General features: G+C 66.7%; 10 protein-coding genes. 3 read left to right on the top strand and 7 right to left on the bottom strand.

The window, feature by feature from the left end; all coding sequences use genetic code 11:
- The first annotated feature begins 47 nt into the window (after window positions 1-47).
- Window positions 48-2,546 (top strand): TonB-dependent siderophore receptor, encoded by a 2,499-nt coding sequence (locus AC0MAZ_RS13410; RefSeq protein WP_475858139.1) that lies wholly within the window; start codon window positions 48-50, stop codon window positions 2,544-2,546.
- A gap of 143 nt (window positions 2,547-2,689) precedes the next feature.
- On the top strand, window positions 2,690-3,607 hold the full coding sequence (gene glsB, locus AC0MAZ_RS13405) for a glutaminase B (protein ID WP_475858138.1): 918 nt from the start codon (window positions 2,690-2,692) through the stop codon (window positions 3,605-3,607).
- Between the two features lie 7 nt (window positions 3,608-3,614).
- On the opposite strand, the gene AC0MAZ_RS13400 is transcribed toward glsB, so the two are convergent.
- On the bottom strand, window positions 3,615-4,649 hold the full coding sequence (locus AC0MAZ_RS13400; protein ID WP_232856903.1) for an AraC family transcriptional regulator: 1,035 nt from the start codon (window positions 4,647-4,649) through the stop codon (window positions 3,615-3,617).
- A gap of 283 nt (window positions 4,650-4,932) precedes the next feature.
- On the opposite strand from AC0MAZ_RS13400, the gene AC0MAZ_RS13395 reads away from it, so the two are divergent.
- A complete protein-coding gene (locus tag AC0MAZ_RS13395; protein WP_232856931.1) occupies window positions 4,933-5,835 on the top strand; it encodes a SphA family protein in 903 nt (300 codons plus the stop codon).
- Between the two features lie 183 nt (window positions 5,836-6,018).
- Here AC0MAZ_RS13395 and AC0MAZ_RS13390 read toward each other — a convergent pair whose 3' ends face one another.
- The 6 genes from AC0MAZ_RS13390 to AC0MAZ_RS13365 all read right to left on the bottom strand — a co-directional run bounded on the left by AC0MAZ_RS13390 (window position 6,019) and on the right by AC0MAZ_RS13365 (window position 17,451).
- Window positions 6,019-7,296, bottom strand: coding sequence for a DSD1 family PLP-dependent enzyme (locus tag AC0MAZ_RS13390; protein WP_475858137.1), 1,278 nt, complete (start codon window positions 7,294-7,296; stop codon window positions 6,019-6,021).
- Window positions 7,297-7,311: 15 nt separating this feature from the next.
- Window positions 7,312-8,706, bottom strand: a complete 1,395-nt coding sequence (locus AC0MAZ_RS13385; RefSeq protein WP_232856904.1) for a D-arabinono-1,4-lactone oxidase — start codon at window positions 8,704-8,706, stop codon at window positions 7,312-7,314.
- Between the two features lie 15 nt (window positions 8,707-8,721).
- Window positions 8,722-9,078: a c-type cytochrome gene (locus AC0MAZ_RS13380; protein WP_203647298.1), complete on the bottom strand. Its 357-nt coding sequence runs from the start codon at window positions 9,076-9,078 to the stop codon at window positions 8,722-8,724.
- Between the two features lie 302 nt (window positions 9,079-9,380).
- A complete protein-coding gene (locus AC0MAZ_RS13375) occupies window positions 9,381-13,613 on the bottom strand; it encodes a hemagglutinin repeat-containing protein (protein WP_475858134.1) in 4,233 nt (1,410 codons plus the stop codon).
- A gap of 39 nt (window positions 13,614-13,652) precedes the next feature.
- Window positions 13,653-15,326 carry a ShlB/FhaC/HecB family hemolysin secretion/activation protein gene (locus tag AC0MAZ_RS13370; protein WP_442800031.1) on the bottom strand — a complete coding sequence of 558 codons (1,674 nt, stop codon included), beginning with the start codon at window positions 15,324-15,326 and terminating at the stop codon, window positions 13,653-13,655.
- A 799-nt stretch (window positions 15,327-16,125) separates the two neighbouring features.
- Complete coding sequence (locus AC0MAZ_RS13365; protein WP_475858133.1) at window positions 16,126-17,451, bottom strand: MFS transporter; 1,326 nt, start codon at window positions 17,449-17,451, stop codon at window positions 16,126-16,128.
- Between the last annotated feature and the right edge of the window lie 9 nt (window positions 17,452-17,460).

Here is a 17,460-nt window from a genome sequence, read left to right as displayed (position 1 = left end):
GGCCCTTCCTTCCATCTGACACCACTCAACCACTTGGGAAGGGAAGCATGAGCACGCGGCACTCGGTACATTCGGCATTGGCGTTGGCCATCCACCTTTCACTGGGCACCACGTTCGCGTTGCCCGGCATCGCCCTGGCCGCATCGGTCAGCAGCACCCAGGCCCGGGTCTACGACATTGCGCCCGGCAACCTGACCGAGACCCTGAGCCGTTTCGCCAGCCAGGCCGGAGTGGCGCTGTCATTTGACGGCGCGTCCACCCGGGCCCTGCGCTCCTCCGGCCTGCAAGGCCGCTACAGTATCGACCAGGGGTTTGCCGTGCTGCTGGCGGGCAGCGGCCTGCAGGCGGTCCGTCAGGCCAATGGCGTCTACCTGCTGGTCGCCCTGGCGCACGACGACGCCGTACAGTTGGGTGCCACGCAGATCGACAGCCAGAGCCTGCAAGACGATGCCGACAGCTATACCGCCGCCAGCGCGACAGTGGGCAGCAAGGTGGCGACTTCGCTGCGCGAAGTGCCTCACTCGGTGTCGCTGATCACCCGCAAGCGCATCGAGGAGCAGAACCTCAACAGCCTGACCGACGTGATGGGCAAGATGACCGGCGTCTCGGTACAGAAGGGCGGGATCTCCCAGGCGGCCATGGGCAACGAGAGCAACTTCTTCTCCCGCGGCTTCGCGGTGTCCAACACCACCCTCGACGGTGGCGCGCCGTTGACCAGCTCCATCGCCGGCTACGGTTCGCTCAGCCAGCTGGACATGGCCCAGTACGAGCGCGTCGAGTTCCTGCGCGGCGTCGATGGCCTGTACTCCAGCACCGGCGACCCCGGCGGCACCGTCAACCTTGTGCGCAAGCGTGCCCTGCGCGAGCAGCACCTGAATTTCGCCGCCTCGGCCGGTAGCTGGGACAACTACCGCAGCGAGCTGGATGTCACCGGACCGTTGGTCGACAGCGCGGCCCTGCGTGGCCGTCTCGGCCTGGCGTACCAGGACAGCAAGTCGTTTCTGGACTACGTCGATACCCGCAACTCGCTGACCTATGGCTCGCTTGAACTCGACCTGACGCCAGACACCGTGCTCACCGTCGGCGGCAGCTTCCAGGACAACGATGGCGTACCCTACTTCGCTGGGCTGCCGCGCTACAGCGACGGTGCCGACCTGAAGCTGCCACGTCACACCGCGTTTACCTCCAACTGGAACACGGTGCGGGAAAAGACCACGCAGTTGTACACCCGGCTGGAACACAATTTCACCAGTGACTGGTCGCTGACCACCGACCTGACCTACGTCGACATCGACCGCGACTCCACCGGCCTGTACTACTTCGGCGGCGTGGACCCGCAGACCGGCAGCGGACCGAGCTGGCACCAGTACCCGAACAAGGGCGGCAGCGTGCGCAAGACCGTCAACAGCTACCTCAAGGGCGGGTTCGATGCCTTCGACCGCCATCATGACGTGCTGCTGGGCGTGGACTACAGCAACACCGTCGGCTCGGTGATCCAGCGCACCGGCCTGATTTCCGGCATTCCCGTGGACCTCGGCGGACGCACCCCGCCGCAGGACCTGGGCAGCACGCCGAACAAGAAACAACTGCTACCCGAAATCCGCCGCTCCGCCTACGGCATGACGCGCCTGGCGCTCAGCGATGAGCTCAAGTTCATTCTCGGCGGGCGCCTGACCGACTACAGCTATCAGAACAAACAGGACTTCTACGACGGAACCACCCCGCCCTCACGTCCGCAAACGCAGCACAAAAACGGCGTGTTCACCCCCTACGCCGGCCTCACCTACGACCTGAATGATCGCTGGACCGCCTACACCAGCTACGCCGAAACCTTCACGCCCCAGGCCGGCAACACCGACACCAGTGGCGCCCAGATCGCGCCCGCCACCTCGAAGAACTACGAGGTCGGCCTCAAGGGCCAATGGTTCGACGGTCGCCTCAACAGCTCGTTCGCGGTGTACCGGATCGAGCAACAGGACACCGCCGTCTACGATGAAAACGGCAGCGGCCCGGTTGGCAGCGAGGCCACCTGCTGCTACTTCAACGCCGGCCAGGTCACCAGCAAGGGCTTCGACGCCGAGATCAGCGGCGAAGTCGCCCGCGGCCTGCAACTGACCGCCGGCTACACCTACAATCGCCTCGAGGCCAAGGACGCCAGCGACGGTCGTGGCAGCTTCGAAGGCGTCACGCCCAAGCACCTGCTCAAGGTCTGGGGCACCTGGCAGTTGCCCGGCGGGCTGCAGGGCTGGAAGGTCGGCCTGGGCGCGACCAGCCAGAGCGGCACCTCCAAGCAAGGCACGGTCAGCCCGTTCAACCCGTCCACTGGCCGCTTCGATGGCGACCCGGTCGACTACAAGTTCCTGCAATCGGGCTACACGATCTGGAGCGCCAGCCTGGATTACCGGATCGACGAGCACTGGTCGGCAACCCTCAACGCCAACAACCTGTTCGACAAGAAGTACTACGCGACGGTGGGCAATTCGGCCTACAACAACTTCTACGGCGACCCGCGCAACCTCATGCTGACCGTGCGCAGCAGGTTCTGACTCGATGCCTTGATGGCAAGCCTGGACTACCCGGTGTGAAAGGAAGGCTGGCAGCGTCTGTGTAATCGATGTGCTCCGCAGCCAGCAACCATCGTCTACCTGAACGTTTTCGAACGCGCCTTTCCTTCGCACCAGGTTTCCCGATGCAAGCACTCCTGCAAGAGATCCTCGACCACGTCCGCCCCCTGCTCGTCCAGGGCCAGGTGGCGCAATACATCCCCGCCCTCGCCCAGGTCGACCCGAACCAGCTGGGCATCGCCATACAGAGCCTGGACGGCCAGTTGCACTGCGCGGGCGATGCGCACACGCCGTTCTCGATCCAGAGCATCTCCAAGGTGTTCAGCCTGGTGCAGGCGATCAACCACAGCGGCGAGGACATCTGGTCGCGGCTGGGCTACGAGCCTTCGGGCCAGGCGTTCAACTCGCTGGTGCAGTTGGAGGTGGAAAAAGGCCGGCCACGCAACCCGTTCATCAATGCCGGGGCGCTGGTGATCTGTGACATCAACCAGTCGCGCTATGCCACGCCCACCCTGTCGATGCGCGACTTCGTCCGCCGCCTGGCGGCCAACCCGCGCATCGTCAGCGACACGGTGGTGGCCGAGTCGGAATACCAGCACCGCGCGCGCAACGCGGCCATGGCCTACCTGATGCAGGCCTTCGGCAACTTCCACAACGATGTCGACGCGGTGCTGCGCAGCTACTTTCACCACTGCGCGCTGTCCATGAGCTGCGCCGACGTGGCCCGCGGCTTCGCCTTCCTGGCCAACAGCGGCTACTGCCCGCACAGCGGCGAGCAGGTGCTCAGCCCACGCCAGGCACAGCAGGTGAATGCGATCATGGCCACCAGCGGGCTGTATGACGAGGCCGGCAACTTCGCCTACCGGGTCGGCCTGCCGGGCAAGAGCGGCGTGGGCGGCGGCATCGTCGCGGTGGTGCCAGGGCGCTACAGCATCTGCGTGTGGTCGCCAGCGCTGAACGCCTCGGGCAATTCGCTGGCGGGGCTGCGGGCGCTGGAGCTTTTGAGCGAGCGGATGACCGGGTCGGTGTTCTCGGCGGTCTGAGCGCCCCCTACAGGGCCGGGCTGTCGCGCCAGGCCGAGGGGCTCTGTCCGGTCCAGCGCTTGAACGCCCGACGAAAGCCGCGCACATCGCTGTAGCCGAGCGCCTCGGCAATACGTTCGATGGGCATGTTCGGGTTGCCCAGCAGGCTCGTCGCCCGCGATTGGCGCACCTGCTCCTGCAAGCCTTCGAAGGTCACGCCGTGCTCGGTCAGGTGCCGGCGCAGGGTACGGCTGCTCATGTTGAGGTCGGCGGCGACACTGTCGATCCGGCAGCCGTCGGGCAGGTCGCGGGCGATGGCGCGCTCCACGCTCTGCAGCAGGCTGGCCTTGTGCTGCAGCGGCGCGCACTCCAGCTCCAGCAGTTTGAGCGCCTGGCGCAGGGCGACCGGCTGATGCCCGGGCAACGACTGGTCGAGCCAGCGGCTGGCGATCACCATGCGGTTGTGCAGGCAGCCGAACGCTACTGCCGGCCCTAACAGATGCACGTAAGTGTCCCGGTAGGCCGGCGCGGGATGGGTGAACTCGAAACGCAGCGGCTGGAACTCGGTACCGATCAGCGTCCGGCCGTAGACCATCAGGCTGGCGAAGAACTCCTCCACCGCGAACACCTGGATCTCGGCGTAGGGCAGCCGGCAGTCGACCTCGATAAAGGTCTCCCGCTCGTCCTCGTGAAGACTGTAGACCGCGATGCCGCCGCTGGCGTGCTGGTAGCGCGCGCCTACCTCGAAGGCATCGCGCAAGGTCCTGCACAACGACAGCACGTGGCCGAGCAGGCCCAGGGTGCCCAGTACATTGCGATGCCCGACCCACAGCCCGAGGCCCTGCCCGGGCAAGGCCTGCAGGGTGCGCTGGATCAGTGCCACGGCCTGGCGACAGGCGATGCGCTGGGCCGGGTCCTGCAGCTCGGCCGGGGTGAAGCCCAGGCCTCGGCACAGCCGCTCGCCGTCCAGGCCACGGTCGCTGGCGAGCTGGAGCAAGGTCTGCAACATGAACGGCGAGGCCAGCGCCAGGTCGAGTTGCGGGTCAAGGGGGGTACTGGGCATGAAAGGCTGCTCCCGGGCCGAGGCGCCTGAGGTTCTTGTTGTCGGGGGCACTGCGCTCGGCGCCGTCATGATATCGCGCAGGGACGCGCCCCGACGGCGAGAGTAACAAAATATTGCAGAGTGTCCGGCAAAGCCCCCCTGCCTGTCCGGCACGGCCCTGCGCCCCCAGGCGGCCAGCGCTTATTTGTATAGGGCGGCACAACGCCGCTCGCCCACAACAATAAGAACGAGCCCGACCATGAACCCGACCCGCCTCGCCTGGCTGCCCCCGGCAGCCGCCTGCATGCTCAGCGCCAGCCTCGCCCTCCCGACCCATGCCACCGAAAACGGCGTGGACAACATCGGCCCCGGCACCGACGGTTTCTTCGTCCTGCCGCTGAACGTCGACCAGCTGCCGGCGCACATGTTCGCCTTCAATCTCTACTACAACCACTACCAGGCGCGAAAACTGGACATCAGCTCGCTCGGCGGCAAGGTCGAGCAGGTGAAGATCACCTCCGATGCGATCATCCCGCGGCTGGACTACCTCAGCCCGCTGCGCCTGTTCGGCGGGCGGGTCGGCGGCTACGTGGCGCAGCCCTACATGCGCCAGCAGGTGGCAATGTTCGGCCAGCGCAGCCGCCGCGAGAGCCAGGGCGACGTCACCATCGCACCGATCATCCTGTGGGACATGGGCGCGGACCTCACCCTGGGCGCGGCGCTGGAGATCACCCTGCCCACCGGCGACTACGAAGCCACGCGCATGGCCAACACCAGCAACAACTTCTACACCTACAAGCCGCTGCTGTCGGCGACCTGGCTGCCCAGCGAGCGTAGCGAGCTGTCGGTCAAGGCCACCTACAGCTTCAACGAAGAGAACCATGACACCGACTATCGCTCGGGGCAGCTGTTCCACTTCGACTATTCGGCCAGCTATCGGGTGACCGACAACCTGCGCCTGGGGGTCAATGGCTACTACGTGAAGCAGACCACCGACGACAAGCAGTTCGGCCGGACCGTGAGCTTCATGGGTGAGGATGTCGATGATGGGGTGCGCGGGCAGGTGTTCGCCATTGGCCCGGCGCTGCATTACACCTTCCTCGAGTACGCCAGCATCGAGGCGCGCTGGGCCAAGGAGTTCGCGGTGCGCAACAGGCCGGAGGGGGAGATGTTGTGGGTCAAGCTGAGTTTGCCGTTTAGTTTGTGAGGCCCGATCAGTTGCTAATTTCAGCGTTTACGTCTTGATCGCCGGGGCTGCTTTGCAGCCCTTTCGCGGCACAAGGCCGCTCCTACAGGGAGTGCGGTCGCCTGTAGGAGCGGCCTTGTGCCGCGAAAGGGATGGCCGCCCATTCAGGGAAATGCATGAATTTATGGACTGCGCAGCAACCCGCTACGCATACACCGGCCAGCGCTCGACAATCCGCCCATCGCGTACCGCCAGCAGGTCGCCGAACTGCAGCAGGATCGCCTCGGACTGGGTCGGGCGCAGGAACACCTGGTCGTCGACCTGCAGGCCCACCGCCGCCGAGCCGTTGAGCATTTCCTGGTTGGAGCTGCGCCCATAAAGGCCGTTGAAACGCAGTCCCCTGGGCGACTCGGGCTCGGCCAGCCAGTTGCCGCCATAAATGAAGAAGGTCTCGCGCTGATTCGGGTCCCACCAGGCGAACAACGCCGACTTGCCGTCCAGCGCCGGAATCTGCACCGCACCCGTGCGCTTGATCACCGGCGTGGCAATATAGGCCGCCGGCTGGTGGTCCTGCAGCGACGGCAGGTCATAGTGGGTGGGCTTGAGCAACGCCGAACCCACCGATACCTCGCTACTGGTGCGCTCGTACTCGTGCATCCGGTAGCTAGGGCTGCCGGCGGTGTTGAGGGTCAGGTCCGTACGCCACAACCCGGGATAACGGCTGCGGGCGTGGTCGACGAAGCCGTCGTACAAGCCCATGACCTTGGCGAACAGCGCCTGTGGCGATCCGAGGATACCCGGCACGCCCATGCCGACGAAGGGGTCGTAGCCCATGAAGCCGGCGAAGGCCAGGTGCCGGGGATTGGCGGCGATGATCGCCAGCATCCGCTCCAGCTGCGCCGAGTCCTTGACCCCGCCACGGTGCAGGCCGACATCCAGCTCGATATTGATCCGCAGCCGGGTGCCCAGTCCCTGGGCCAGCGCCAGGTACTGTTGCAGGCGCTCGGGGGTGTCGAGCAACCACTGCAGTTGCCTGGCCGGGTCGAAAGCGCCGCGGTGCTCTTCGTAGAACAGCTGCGCCGAACGCACCGGCAGCGGCTTGCCAAGCAGGATGTCGGCCTCGGGGAAGCGCAGCGCATCGTCGTTGAGAAACGGCTGGTGAAACGACATCAGCCGGCGGGTATCGGCGCGCCGGGCGATGTACTCGAGCAGCTGCGGCGAGGGCAGCGACTTCTCCACCAGGCGCAGCTGCTTGCCGGCGCGGCGCACCGACTGGGTCACCACATCGATGTTGTGGTCCAGGCGGTCGAGGTCGATCAGCATCACCGGGCGCATCGGCCCGTGCTCGCGCAGCTCGCGCTGCAACCTGGCGAAATAGTCATCGTGCGGCGCCCCTTGGGCGCCAGGGCGCAGCCAGGCGCCGGCAGCGGCCAGCAGCACACCGGCGCCCGCTGCGCCGACCAGGAATTTGCGTCTGTTCATCACCTCTCCTTGTGCTCAGGCAACGCCGAGGATCGAGGCCAGGTGGCCATTGAGGAACTTGCCTGTCGGGTCCAGCGCCTGACGCACCTCGGTGAATGCCTTCCAGCGCGGATACAGCGGCTGCAGGGTGCGCGCATTGAGGGTGTGCAGCTTGCCCCAGTGCGGGCGCCCGGCGTATTTCCAGAAGATCGGCTCGATGGCGGCGAAGAAGTTGTGGTGGTCCATGCTGTAGTGCTGGTGCACCGAGATCGAGCAGCTGTCACGCCCTTCGAACATGCTCAGCGGGATATCGTCGGCCTTGACGTAGCGGTACTCGATGGGGAACCAGGTTTGCAGGTCGCGCTCACGGATCAGCGCGAGGATCTCGCGCAGGCAGGCCGGACCATGCTCGGCGGGCACCGAGTACTCCATCTCGTTGAAGCGCACGTTGCGCACATTGGCGAAGATCTCGTACGAGTCACCGACCCGCTCGTCGAAGCTGGCGACATGCCGCAGGCTGTTGAGCAGTACGCGCCGGGCTTCAGGAAAGTCGCTGCCGTACTTGTCGAGCTTCTCGATCAGGCTGACGAATTCGTTGCCACTGCCGCCGGCCGTATCCTGGTCAGCGGTGGCGGCATCCTTGGTTTCATTGAGGGCGATGGACAGCGCATAGTCGGAATGGGTGATTACCAGCATTTCCCAATGCTGGTTTTCCCGGGTGTTCTTCTCCACGTCCTCCAGCAACTCGTCGGTGCGAGCGATCCATTGCCGCTCGCGCAGACGGAAAGCCTCGCGGTTCTGCAGGCGGATCCGGGTGGCCACGCCCAGTGCGCCGAGGGACACCCGCGCCGCGGCGAACACCTCGGGGTGGCGATGGCTGTCGCAGTCGAGGACCTCGCCGCTGGCCGTGACCAGTTGCAGGCCGGTGACCTTCGAGGAATACGAGCCAAAGCCGACGCCGGTGCCATGGGTCGAGGTAGCGATCGCGCCGGCCAGGGTCTGGTAGTCGATGTCGGCCATGTTCGGCAGCGCCTGGCCGACCGCCTTGAGCGCCGCGCCCATCGCCGACATCGGCGTGCCGGCAGCGAACTCGGCCTGCAGGGTGGCGGGGTCGTGGTCGAGCAAACCACTGAAATAGCCGAGCGACACTAGAGTGCCGTCGCTGGGCACCAGGGCGCTGAAGGAATGCCCCGAACCGACCGGACGCACCCTGCCGGGGGCCTGGCGGATGGCCTGGGCCAGTTCGTCAAGGCTCTGCGGCGCCAGCCGCGCCTCCGGCAGGCAGCTCTGCGCGCCGGACCAGTTGCGCCAGGGGATCAGCCGCGGCGCGCGCAGCAGTTGCGCCAGTGCCGGGTTGGCGGAAAGCGCGAGCAACGCGCAGGCCGCGCCGGAGTGTTGCAGCCAGCGACGACGGGAAAGGTGAATCGTCATGGGAGTACCTTGCGCTCAGTGGAGGGGCTGGCCGGACATGTAGCCGATCAGGGCAAGGAACTGCGCCTCGCTGCACTGCATGCACAGGCCCATGGGCGGCATGCCCTGGTAGCCGTTGATGCTGTGCTCCAGCAGGCGGTCGACGCCCTGGGCCAGGCGCGGGGCCCAGGCCGCCGCGTCGCCTGCCAGGGGGGCGCCGGACGCTGGGTTGGCGTGGCAGGTCTGGCAGGTGCTGGCGTACAGCGCGGCCAACGCAGGGTCCGCGGGGGGGGCCTGGGTGACGGCGGGTTTGCTGTCGTCCCGGCAACCGCCGAGTAGCAGGGCCAGGGTGGTCAGGACGGCTGCAGGTAGCAGCGGTGGGAAAAGCGCCATGGTGCTCCCCTCTTCTACCGTGCTTGGGCACGGCGTTTTCTTGTGGTGGGTAGGAAGCAACAGTAAGGCGGGGACAGGCTGGGGGTTCAGGGCAATGGCGGACAGCGAGGGGGGTGGGATCGGACAATCCTGCGCAGGGCAAGCAGCAACAGGCAGCCCTTTAAAGGTGTTGAAAATTGGCGTCCGACTTGGGCTTGCCGGGGCTGCTTTGCAGCCCATCGCGGCACAAGGCCGCTCCTACAGGGGTACGCGTTCGCCTGTAGGAGCGGCCTTGTGCCGCGATGGGCCGCAAGGCGGCCCTGTCAGCCCTTGTTGGTCAGTCCGTCAACCTGGCCTTCGACCGTCACCGGCCCGACCTTCAGCTTGCCGCCCTCCAGCGACACGCTGGGTAGGCCCGCCTCCGGCAGCTTGGGCAGGTCGAGGGTGGCCTTGACCTGGTAGCCGAGCGGCTTGACCTCGGCCCCGAGCGTGGTACCGCCCTGCTCCACGCCCTTGACCTGCAGCCCCAGCCCACGCTGCGCCGCGATGCCCGAAGCCTGCGTGACCCCGGCCTTGCGCACGAACTCGCCCTGGGCATTGAACGATGGCGTGTAGTCGAAGCCTGGCTTCTCCTGGCCCTCCTTCGCCTCGCCCGGCTTGCCGGCCAGGCCCGCGCCCAGGTCGACCCGCACCGAGGTGGTGGTGTCCTGGCGTTCCGCGACCGTCAACCCGCCCGCCAGCTTGCCGCCGACCTGCTGGCCGTCGACCCGTGCGCCGCTGAGTTGCGCCGCACCGTCACTGTTCAGGGTCACCTCGCCAGCGGCGATATGGCTGTTCTGCTGGGTGGTGGCCTGCAGATGATCCACCTGCACCTTGCCGCCCAGGTCGAAGTCATGGGACGAGCTGACCTGTTGCCCGGCGTCCGCCGGCGTAGTGCGGCTCAGGTTGCTCCCGGCCTTCACCTCGACGCCCCAGTTGGTACGGCCCTGGGTGGACTGCGCCGACTCCAGCGCCAGGCCACCCTCGCCTGCGCCGACGTTGACGGCCGTGGCGCCGACCTGGGTGCCCTGCAGATGCACCGACTGGCCGGCCAGGTCCACGTTGCCGCGGCTGTTCAACTGGCCGCCGGTCAGGGTCTGCGAACGTTCGTTGGTCTGGCCCACATTGAAGTTGCCGCCCAGCTTGCCGCTCAGGTCACGGCCCTGCTCACCGGTGGCGGCCTTGCCACCGAGATTGAGGCCACCGCCCAGATGATTGCCGCTGACGGTCCGGGTGTCGCTGGCGGCCTGCAGGTCGAGGGCGCCACCGGCCTTGAGTTCGACCGGGCCGCCCGCGTCGATGCGCGTGCCTTGCAAGGTCTGGTCGCCAGCACTGACCAGTCGTACCGAGCCGTTGCCGCTGATGCTCGCCACCTGGGCCTTGCTGTCGACACTGTGTTCGCCGGCATGGTCGAGCTGGAACCCAGCGCCCAGGTCGACCCTGTCGCCCACCGGCAAGGTGCCCACGGTCAGCGAACCGCTGCCACCGAGGCTGCCGGTGTCGCGACGCTCATGGTTGCTGGCCTGGTCCAGGGCGAGCTTGCCGCCAGTGTTGACAGCCACCGCGCCCTGGCCACCGTCGAGGCGACTGCCTTCGAAGCGGGCATCGCCACCGACCTGGATGTTCAGGCCCTGGTTGCCACTGAAAGTACCGACCACGGCAGTGGATGTATCTTCGTTCAGGTGCTTGCTGCCACCGGAACCATTGGCGGTCACGTTGAGGTCTTCGCCGGTCTTGGTGTAGATCCGGGCGGACACATCGGCGTTCACCTGCTGCTCGCTGCGGCTGTGGGTATTGCTGGCCGCGTCGGCCTGCAGCGAACCGGCCTTGACCTCCAGCGCGCCGCCGTTGGCGTTGTAGCGGGTGCCCTGGTCTTTCAGCGCGCCGGCCACGTCCAGCTGGACGCCCTGACCGTTGAACTGGCTGACCACCGCGGTGCCGGTCTGCTCGCCCTGCTGCTGGCTGGCATGGCCGACGGCCAGGTCGACGCCCAGGTTCGGCGTGCCAAGCTTGCCCAGGGCGGCGGTCAGCGAAGTCTTGCCGTCCAGCACGTCCTTGACGTCGTTGAGCGGCAGCTTGCCGTCAAGGGCATCCTTGACCGACACCTTGCCGTCCACCACGTCCTTGACCGCCCCGGCAATCGGCCGGGCGATGTCCTTGTACTCGACGTTGACACCGACATCCGCCGTCCAGCTGCTCTGCTGGTGGCTGCTGCTGGTGGTGTCGCGGGCCGCACGGTTGTCCACCTGGCCTGCGCTGATGCTCAGGGTGCCGGCGCTGTTCACCTGCGCGCCCTCGCTGGCCAGGGTATCGGCCTTGATTTTCACGCTGCCGGCGCTGTCGAGGCCGGTGGTCTTCGCCGTGGTGCTGCTCGAGGCGTCCTGCTGGGTGCCATGGGCGAAGTCGACCCCGGCGCCGGCACGGTCGAGGCCAGCGGTGAGGTAGACGCCACCGCCGGTATGGCTGCTGTCGCGGGACTCGCTGCGGCTGTCCTGCTCGGCCAGCAGCGACACCTGCTTGCCGGCCAGGGTGGTATCGCCCGCGGTGGACTTCACCGCAGCGCCCTTGACGGTCAGGTTACCACCGGCGGCCAGCTGTACTTCGCTACCGCTGAGGCTGGAACCCTGCTGGCTGACCTGGCTGCCAGCGGCGCTCTGGCGATCGCTCGCATAGCCGACGCCAGCACGATACTGCCCGGAGCCCGGCGCGGTCTCCTTGGCCGAAGCAACGAAGCCACGGCTGCTGCTGGCGCTGTTGTGTTCGCGGGTGTCCTGGGCCGAGGCGACCTTCAGATCCCCCGCCGCCTCGGCGTTCAGCGCACCGGTGGCCTTGACCGTCGAGCCGACCACGTCGATGCCCTCGGCGCTGCTCAGGCCGACGCTGCCACCGGCCACCAGCTCGCTGCGCACCGCGGTGCTTTCCCGGCTGTTCTGCTTGGCTTCGTTGTGGCTGACGCCGAAGAACTTGCTCTGCTGGTTCTGGCTGTCACGCTGGTCGGTGCGCGAGGCGTTGCTGATCTGCACCTGCTTGCCGGCGATGCGGATGTCCTGGCCACTGGTCAGCTGGGCACCTTCGGTCAGCACCGAGGCCTTGGCGTGCAGTGCGATGTCGCCACCCTTGAGCTGGCTGGTGACGCTGCGCTGGGTTTCATTGCGGTTGTCCCAGTCGGCCTTCCAGAAGCCCTTGGTGTGCTTGCCCTGGTCGGTCTGCACCTGGCGCTCGGTGGCGGCGGTCAGGCGCAGGTCGGCGCCGCTGTCCAGGCGCAGTTTGCCGGGCGCCTCGAGGCTGGCGGCGCTGAGGGTGAGGTCCTGGCCGGCGTGCAGCCCGGCATCACGCTGGGCCACGACCCGGGTGGCGTGCTCGCGGGTGTCGCTGTCGGTCTGGGTGCGCTGGTAGGTCTCCCAGTCGATGCCCAACGCGCCGCTGCGCCAGTTCTCGCGTTTTTCCTGGAGCTTGCGGCTTTGCACGGTGCTCAGGGTGAGATTGCGTCCGGCGTCGAGCTTGACGTCGCGCCCGGCCACGTCGGCAGCGGCCAGGGTCAGGTCCTGGGCACCATGCAGCTCGACATCGCCCTGGCTGCTGCGCACGCCGGCACGGGTCGCCTGCAGCGAGTCGGCCACGGCGGCGCCGCTGATATTCAGGTCACCCGCCGAGTCGATACGCACGCCGTCGCGGCCGTCGATCTGCCCCGACCCAACCCGCACACCGGCACCCTGCGCGGTACTGACGATATTGATGCGCCCGGCCTGCATCGCGCCGAACAGGCTGGCGTCGATACGTTGCTCGCTGGCTGCGCCGCGGTCGACGACCTTGGCCTGGCCGCTGACGTAGTCCACCTGATTGCGGCCCACGGTGAGGTTGAGCTGGTCACGGGCATCCAGACGACCCTGGCTGTCGATGCGCGGGGCGATCAGGTTGACCGAGCCGCCGTCGTTGCGCAGGCCGGCGCCCTGCACCTGCAACTGGCCGTTGGCGTCCTGGGTGCCCAGGGCCTTGAGCCGGCCCGCGTCCAGTTCAGGACGGCCCACCACCAGGCTGGCATTGGGCGCGTTGATGAAGCTGGCGCCGTTGACCGAGATGCCGTTGGGGTTGGCCAGCACATAGTCGGCGGCGCGGCCGAAGATTTCCTGGGCGCCATTGATGGCGGAGGCGTTGCGGCTGACCACTTCGTTGAGGATCACGCTCGCCGCCTGGCCCTGGAACTGCGGGTTGGCCGCCAGCTCACCGGCCAGCTGCGAGTGGCCGGCCTGCAGGGCGTTGTTCAGTACCAGGCCCTGGCGGTCGACGTTGTAGTCAAGGAACTGGTTGTGCGACAGGCCCGCGCCGTTGGGCGCGACGATATTGACGATGGGCACGCCGCCCTGGGTCTGCAACTGTGCCGTGCCCCCAGGGCCGGGGGCGACCACGACGCCGCCGGCCAGCGCCTGGGGCAGGCTCGCGGCCAGGAACAGGCTGGCTATCGCCCAGCGCAGCTTGCCTTGCGGGGACAGGTTGAAGGTAAAGGGGGTCTTGGGCATAGGTCACTCTCCATGTCGGTACTGCTAATTCGGTGCGACTCAAATCTGCACGGCGGCCCTGAACAGCCAGACTTCAGGCTCGCGGTGGTAACCGCTGGGGGTGGTCAGGCTGCGCTGGTAGTCAACGTCCAGCTGCAGCGCCTTCCAGCTCAGGTTCAGGCCCAGGCTCGCGCCGCTCAGGCGCTGGCTGGCGGCGCCGTGATCGGCCTTGATCCAGCCGTGGTCCAGCCCCAGCCGCGGGGTGATGGTCAGCGGCCCCTGGGGCTGCAGCGGCAGGCGCAGGGTGTTGCGCCACACCGCCCCGCTGGCCCCGGACAGGCTGCTGAGGCGATAGCCGCGCACGGCGGAATCGTCGGTGCCGAGCAACTGCTCGATGGCTGGCAGCGGGTCGGGGCTGTACTGCAGGTTGAACTGGCTCTGCCACTGCCAGGGTTGGCCCAGCAGCTGGCCATTGCGCCACTGGCCGAGGCCGGCGCGGTACTTGCGAAACTGCGCCATGGGCAGGTCGGGCACCGGCCGATCGGCATCGTCGTCGGCGCCAAACCAGTGCAGCCCCTGGGCGTAGTTGAGGTCCAGATTCCACACCGCGCTGTCGAGCCAGAACAGATTGAGCCCGGCCTCGGCCACCGTCAGCGTCGGGCTCTGCACGTCCAGGCGGACCTTGGCGAATTCGCTGTCGACGTCCTTGTGCGCCAGTTGCAGGCTGGCGCTCAATTGATGACGCTGGTCGCGCCACAGCACGCGCTCGCCGCGCAGGCTGAGCTGGTCGGTGATGCCGGTGCTGTGCAGGGTCAGGGTGCTGAGCTTGATCGGCGAGCGGTACTCGGCATGGCTGGCGAACAGGCTGAAGGTCCAGTAACCATAAGGAATCGCGTAGTACAGGCTGGCGTTGCGGCTGTAGCGATCGCCCTGGTTGAGGGTATCGCTGGCCGACAGGCTGAGCAGGTCATTGAGCGCCAGCGGGTTGTCCAGGCTCAGGCTGAGCACGCTGCGGTCACGGCCAGTGCTGGCGCTGCCGAGATTGTCCAGGCCCAGGCCCACGGAAACCCGTGGCTGGCCTGCGCTGCGCGGGCGCAGGATGATCCGCGAGGCGCCCGGCTGGCTGCCGGGGGCGATGTCGGCGGTGAGGTCGACCGAGCGCAGGCGGTTGAGCTGGTCCAGGCCCTGCTCCAGGTCGCGCAGGTTCAGCGGCTCGCCAAGCATGCCGGGGAAGGCCCCGGCCAGGGACACCGGCAGGCGCTGGTCGGCCAGTTCGATGGCCTCCAGGTAGCCTTCGTCCACCAGGATGTCCAGCGACTGCCCGGCCGCCGGGGCGCTGCTCAGGTAGGGGCGGCTGGCGATATAGCCCTTTTCCAGGTACAGCGCGGTGATGCCCGACAGCAGCTGGTTGATCTGCCCCACGCCCATGCACGCGGCCACCAGGGGGTCGATGCGGGCATCGAGGGTGGCGCGGTCGATCAGCGTGACACCGCCGATGCGCACCCCAGCCAGCGGCCAGCAGCGCGCATCCGGGGCCGAGGCCTTGGGTGTCTGTGGGGTGGTGTCGGGCGCGGTGAACGCGCCGCGTTGCAGTTGCCGGCGGCGTTGTTCCAGTTGCAGTTGCTGCAGGTCGTGTTGCTGCTGTTGCTGTTGGCGCAGCACTTCCTGGCCGGGGGTAAATGTCTCGGCATGCAGGTTGCCGGCGCACAGGCAAGCCAGTACGACAGACAGCATTAATTGACGACGATCAACAGCAGACAGGTACGACATACAACACCCATTCGCAGGCAAAGGCACAGCGAGAATCGCAGTACTTGGAACTTCCCAGCACGGTCACCGAGGGTTATCGGCACACGCGCAATAACTTTAGAAAGTTGAGCGTTGTTTGTTGAAACGCTCGCGGAAAAGTTAACGACTGCTAATTACCACATGGCTACGGGCATGACCGCATGGTCACTTGATAGCCCTTGGTAAAGCGGGTATAGGGGCTGACGCGATCGAATTGTCCAACAATCGAACTGAATGACTGTCTGGCCCCACGGTACTTGTAGACACGAGCGGGAGACACCGGACTTTAGTCGTAGGGGGAATAGTGGGGCAACTTTATGGTTTGCGGGCAGATTGGGCGAGAGACAAGTTGGCTGAAAATTGCGCAAAAGTTGCGCTGAGGAATGGGGAGTAATTGTTCTGGAATTGAGGTGTTCGACGAGAGTATTACAGCGCCTATTAGACCGAGCGCCGCCCGCGCGGCGCATCGCGGATGAATCCGCTCCTACATTTGTTGCAACGTGGCCATGCCTGATAGGCCATGGTTGTAAGCCTTGTGTGCACGACGCGGTTTTTCGGTGGGCATTGCCGCCGCCCCACCTGTCTCAAGACAGGCGCCAAGGCTGGCAACCATGGCCTGACAGGTTCGGTACGTTGCAACAGACGTAGGAGCGGATTCATCCGCGATGCGCCGCGCGGGCGGCGCTCGATCTGATAGGCGCTGCAGGACTATCGCCTGCCACTCACTGCCCTCACACAATCCCCCTCACCGCTCCAACGCCGAACCGCGCAACAATCCCCCCTCTTCACTCCCCTCGCCCAGCCCATCGATCTGCGCCATGCTCAGCCGCGCCGTCTCCTTCAAGCCCAACGAACACAGCGCCACCAGCGCCAGCGCCGCCGCCCCGTACAACGCGACGCCCAGTGGGTCATGCCCGTTGAGAATCAGGATCGCCGTGGCAATGCTCGACGCCGTCCCGCCCCCCAGTGCCGCGCCGACCTGGTAGCTGGCGGAAATGCCCGAGTAGCGCATTTCCCGGGGAAACTGCTCGCCCAGGAACGCCGGGATCGGCCCCTGTGTGGCGCCCATCAGTGCACCGACCAGGCTATAGGCGACCAGGGCGATACCGAAGTGGCGCATGTCCACCAGGGCAAAAAAGGCGAACAGGCCCAGCGCCATGACCAGCGCCCCGAACACCATCACCACGCGCCGCCCCAGGCGGTCCGACAGGTGCCCGAACAGCGGCGCCGACAGCACGATGGCCACCGACAGGGTCAGGTCGAACATCAGGGCCTGGGTGCTGCCGTACCCCGCCTGGGTGGCGTAGGTCAGGAAGAACGTGCTGCCGATGTAGGCGATGGTGCAGTAACCGAAGGCGATACCGGTGCACAGCAGCAATTGCCGTGGCCGTTGCCGCAGGGCTTGCGCCAGGGGCGCCCGCACGGGTTTGACGGTGGATGCGGTCAGCGGCGTCTTCAGCCGTGCATACAAGCCGATCAGCACCAGGGTGCCTCCCAGCCAGAACGGGATCCGCCAGGCGAAGTCCACCAGGTTGTCATCGAACGCGGCGCTGACCAGGGCGAATACCGCCGCACCGAGAATGCCGCCCACGCCGATGCCCATGCTGGTGAAACTGCCCCACAGGCCGCGCCGGCCAGGCGGCGCCGACTCGATGCCAAACAGCGCGGCGCCACCCCACTCGCCCCCGGCGGCAAAGCCCTGGACCAGGCGCAACAGCACCAGCAGGATCGGCGCAACCACACCAAGGCTGGCATGCCCCGGCAGGCAGCCGATGAGGAAGGTGCTCAGCCCCATCAACAGCAAGGTGGTGACCAGTACCTTCTGCCGACCGACGCGGTCGCCGAAATGGCCAAACACCAGGCCGCCCAGGGGCCGGGCGAGGAACCCCGCGCCGAAGGCACTGAACGCCACCAGGGTGGCGGTCAGGTGGTCCAGACCGGGAAAGAACACCTGGGGAAACACCAGCGCGGCGGCGGTGCCATAGATGATGAAATCATAGAACTCGAGGGCCGTGCCCAGGCCGGAGACGCAGAAGGTGCGCAAGGCGGAGCGGGAAGGTTGTGCATGCATTGTTGTTGT

It is taken from the genome of Pseudomonas sp. A (genome assembly GCF_056270345.1).
Note: the sequence above shows the minus strand (reverse complement) of the source record. Positions and strands in the feature narration are given on the sequence as shown.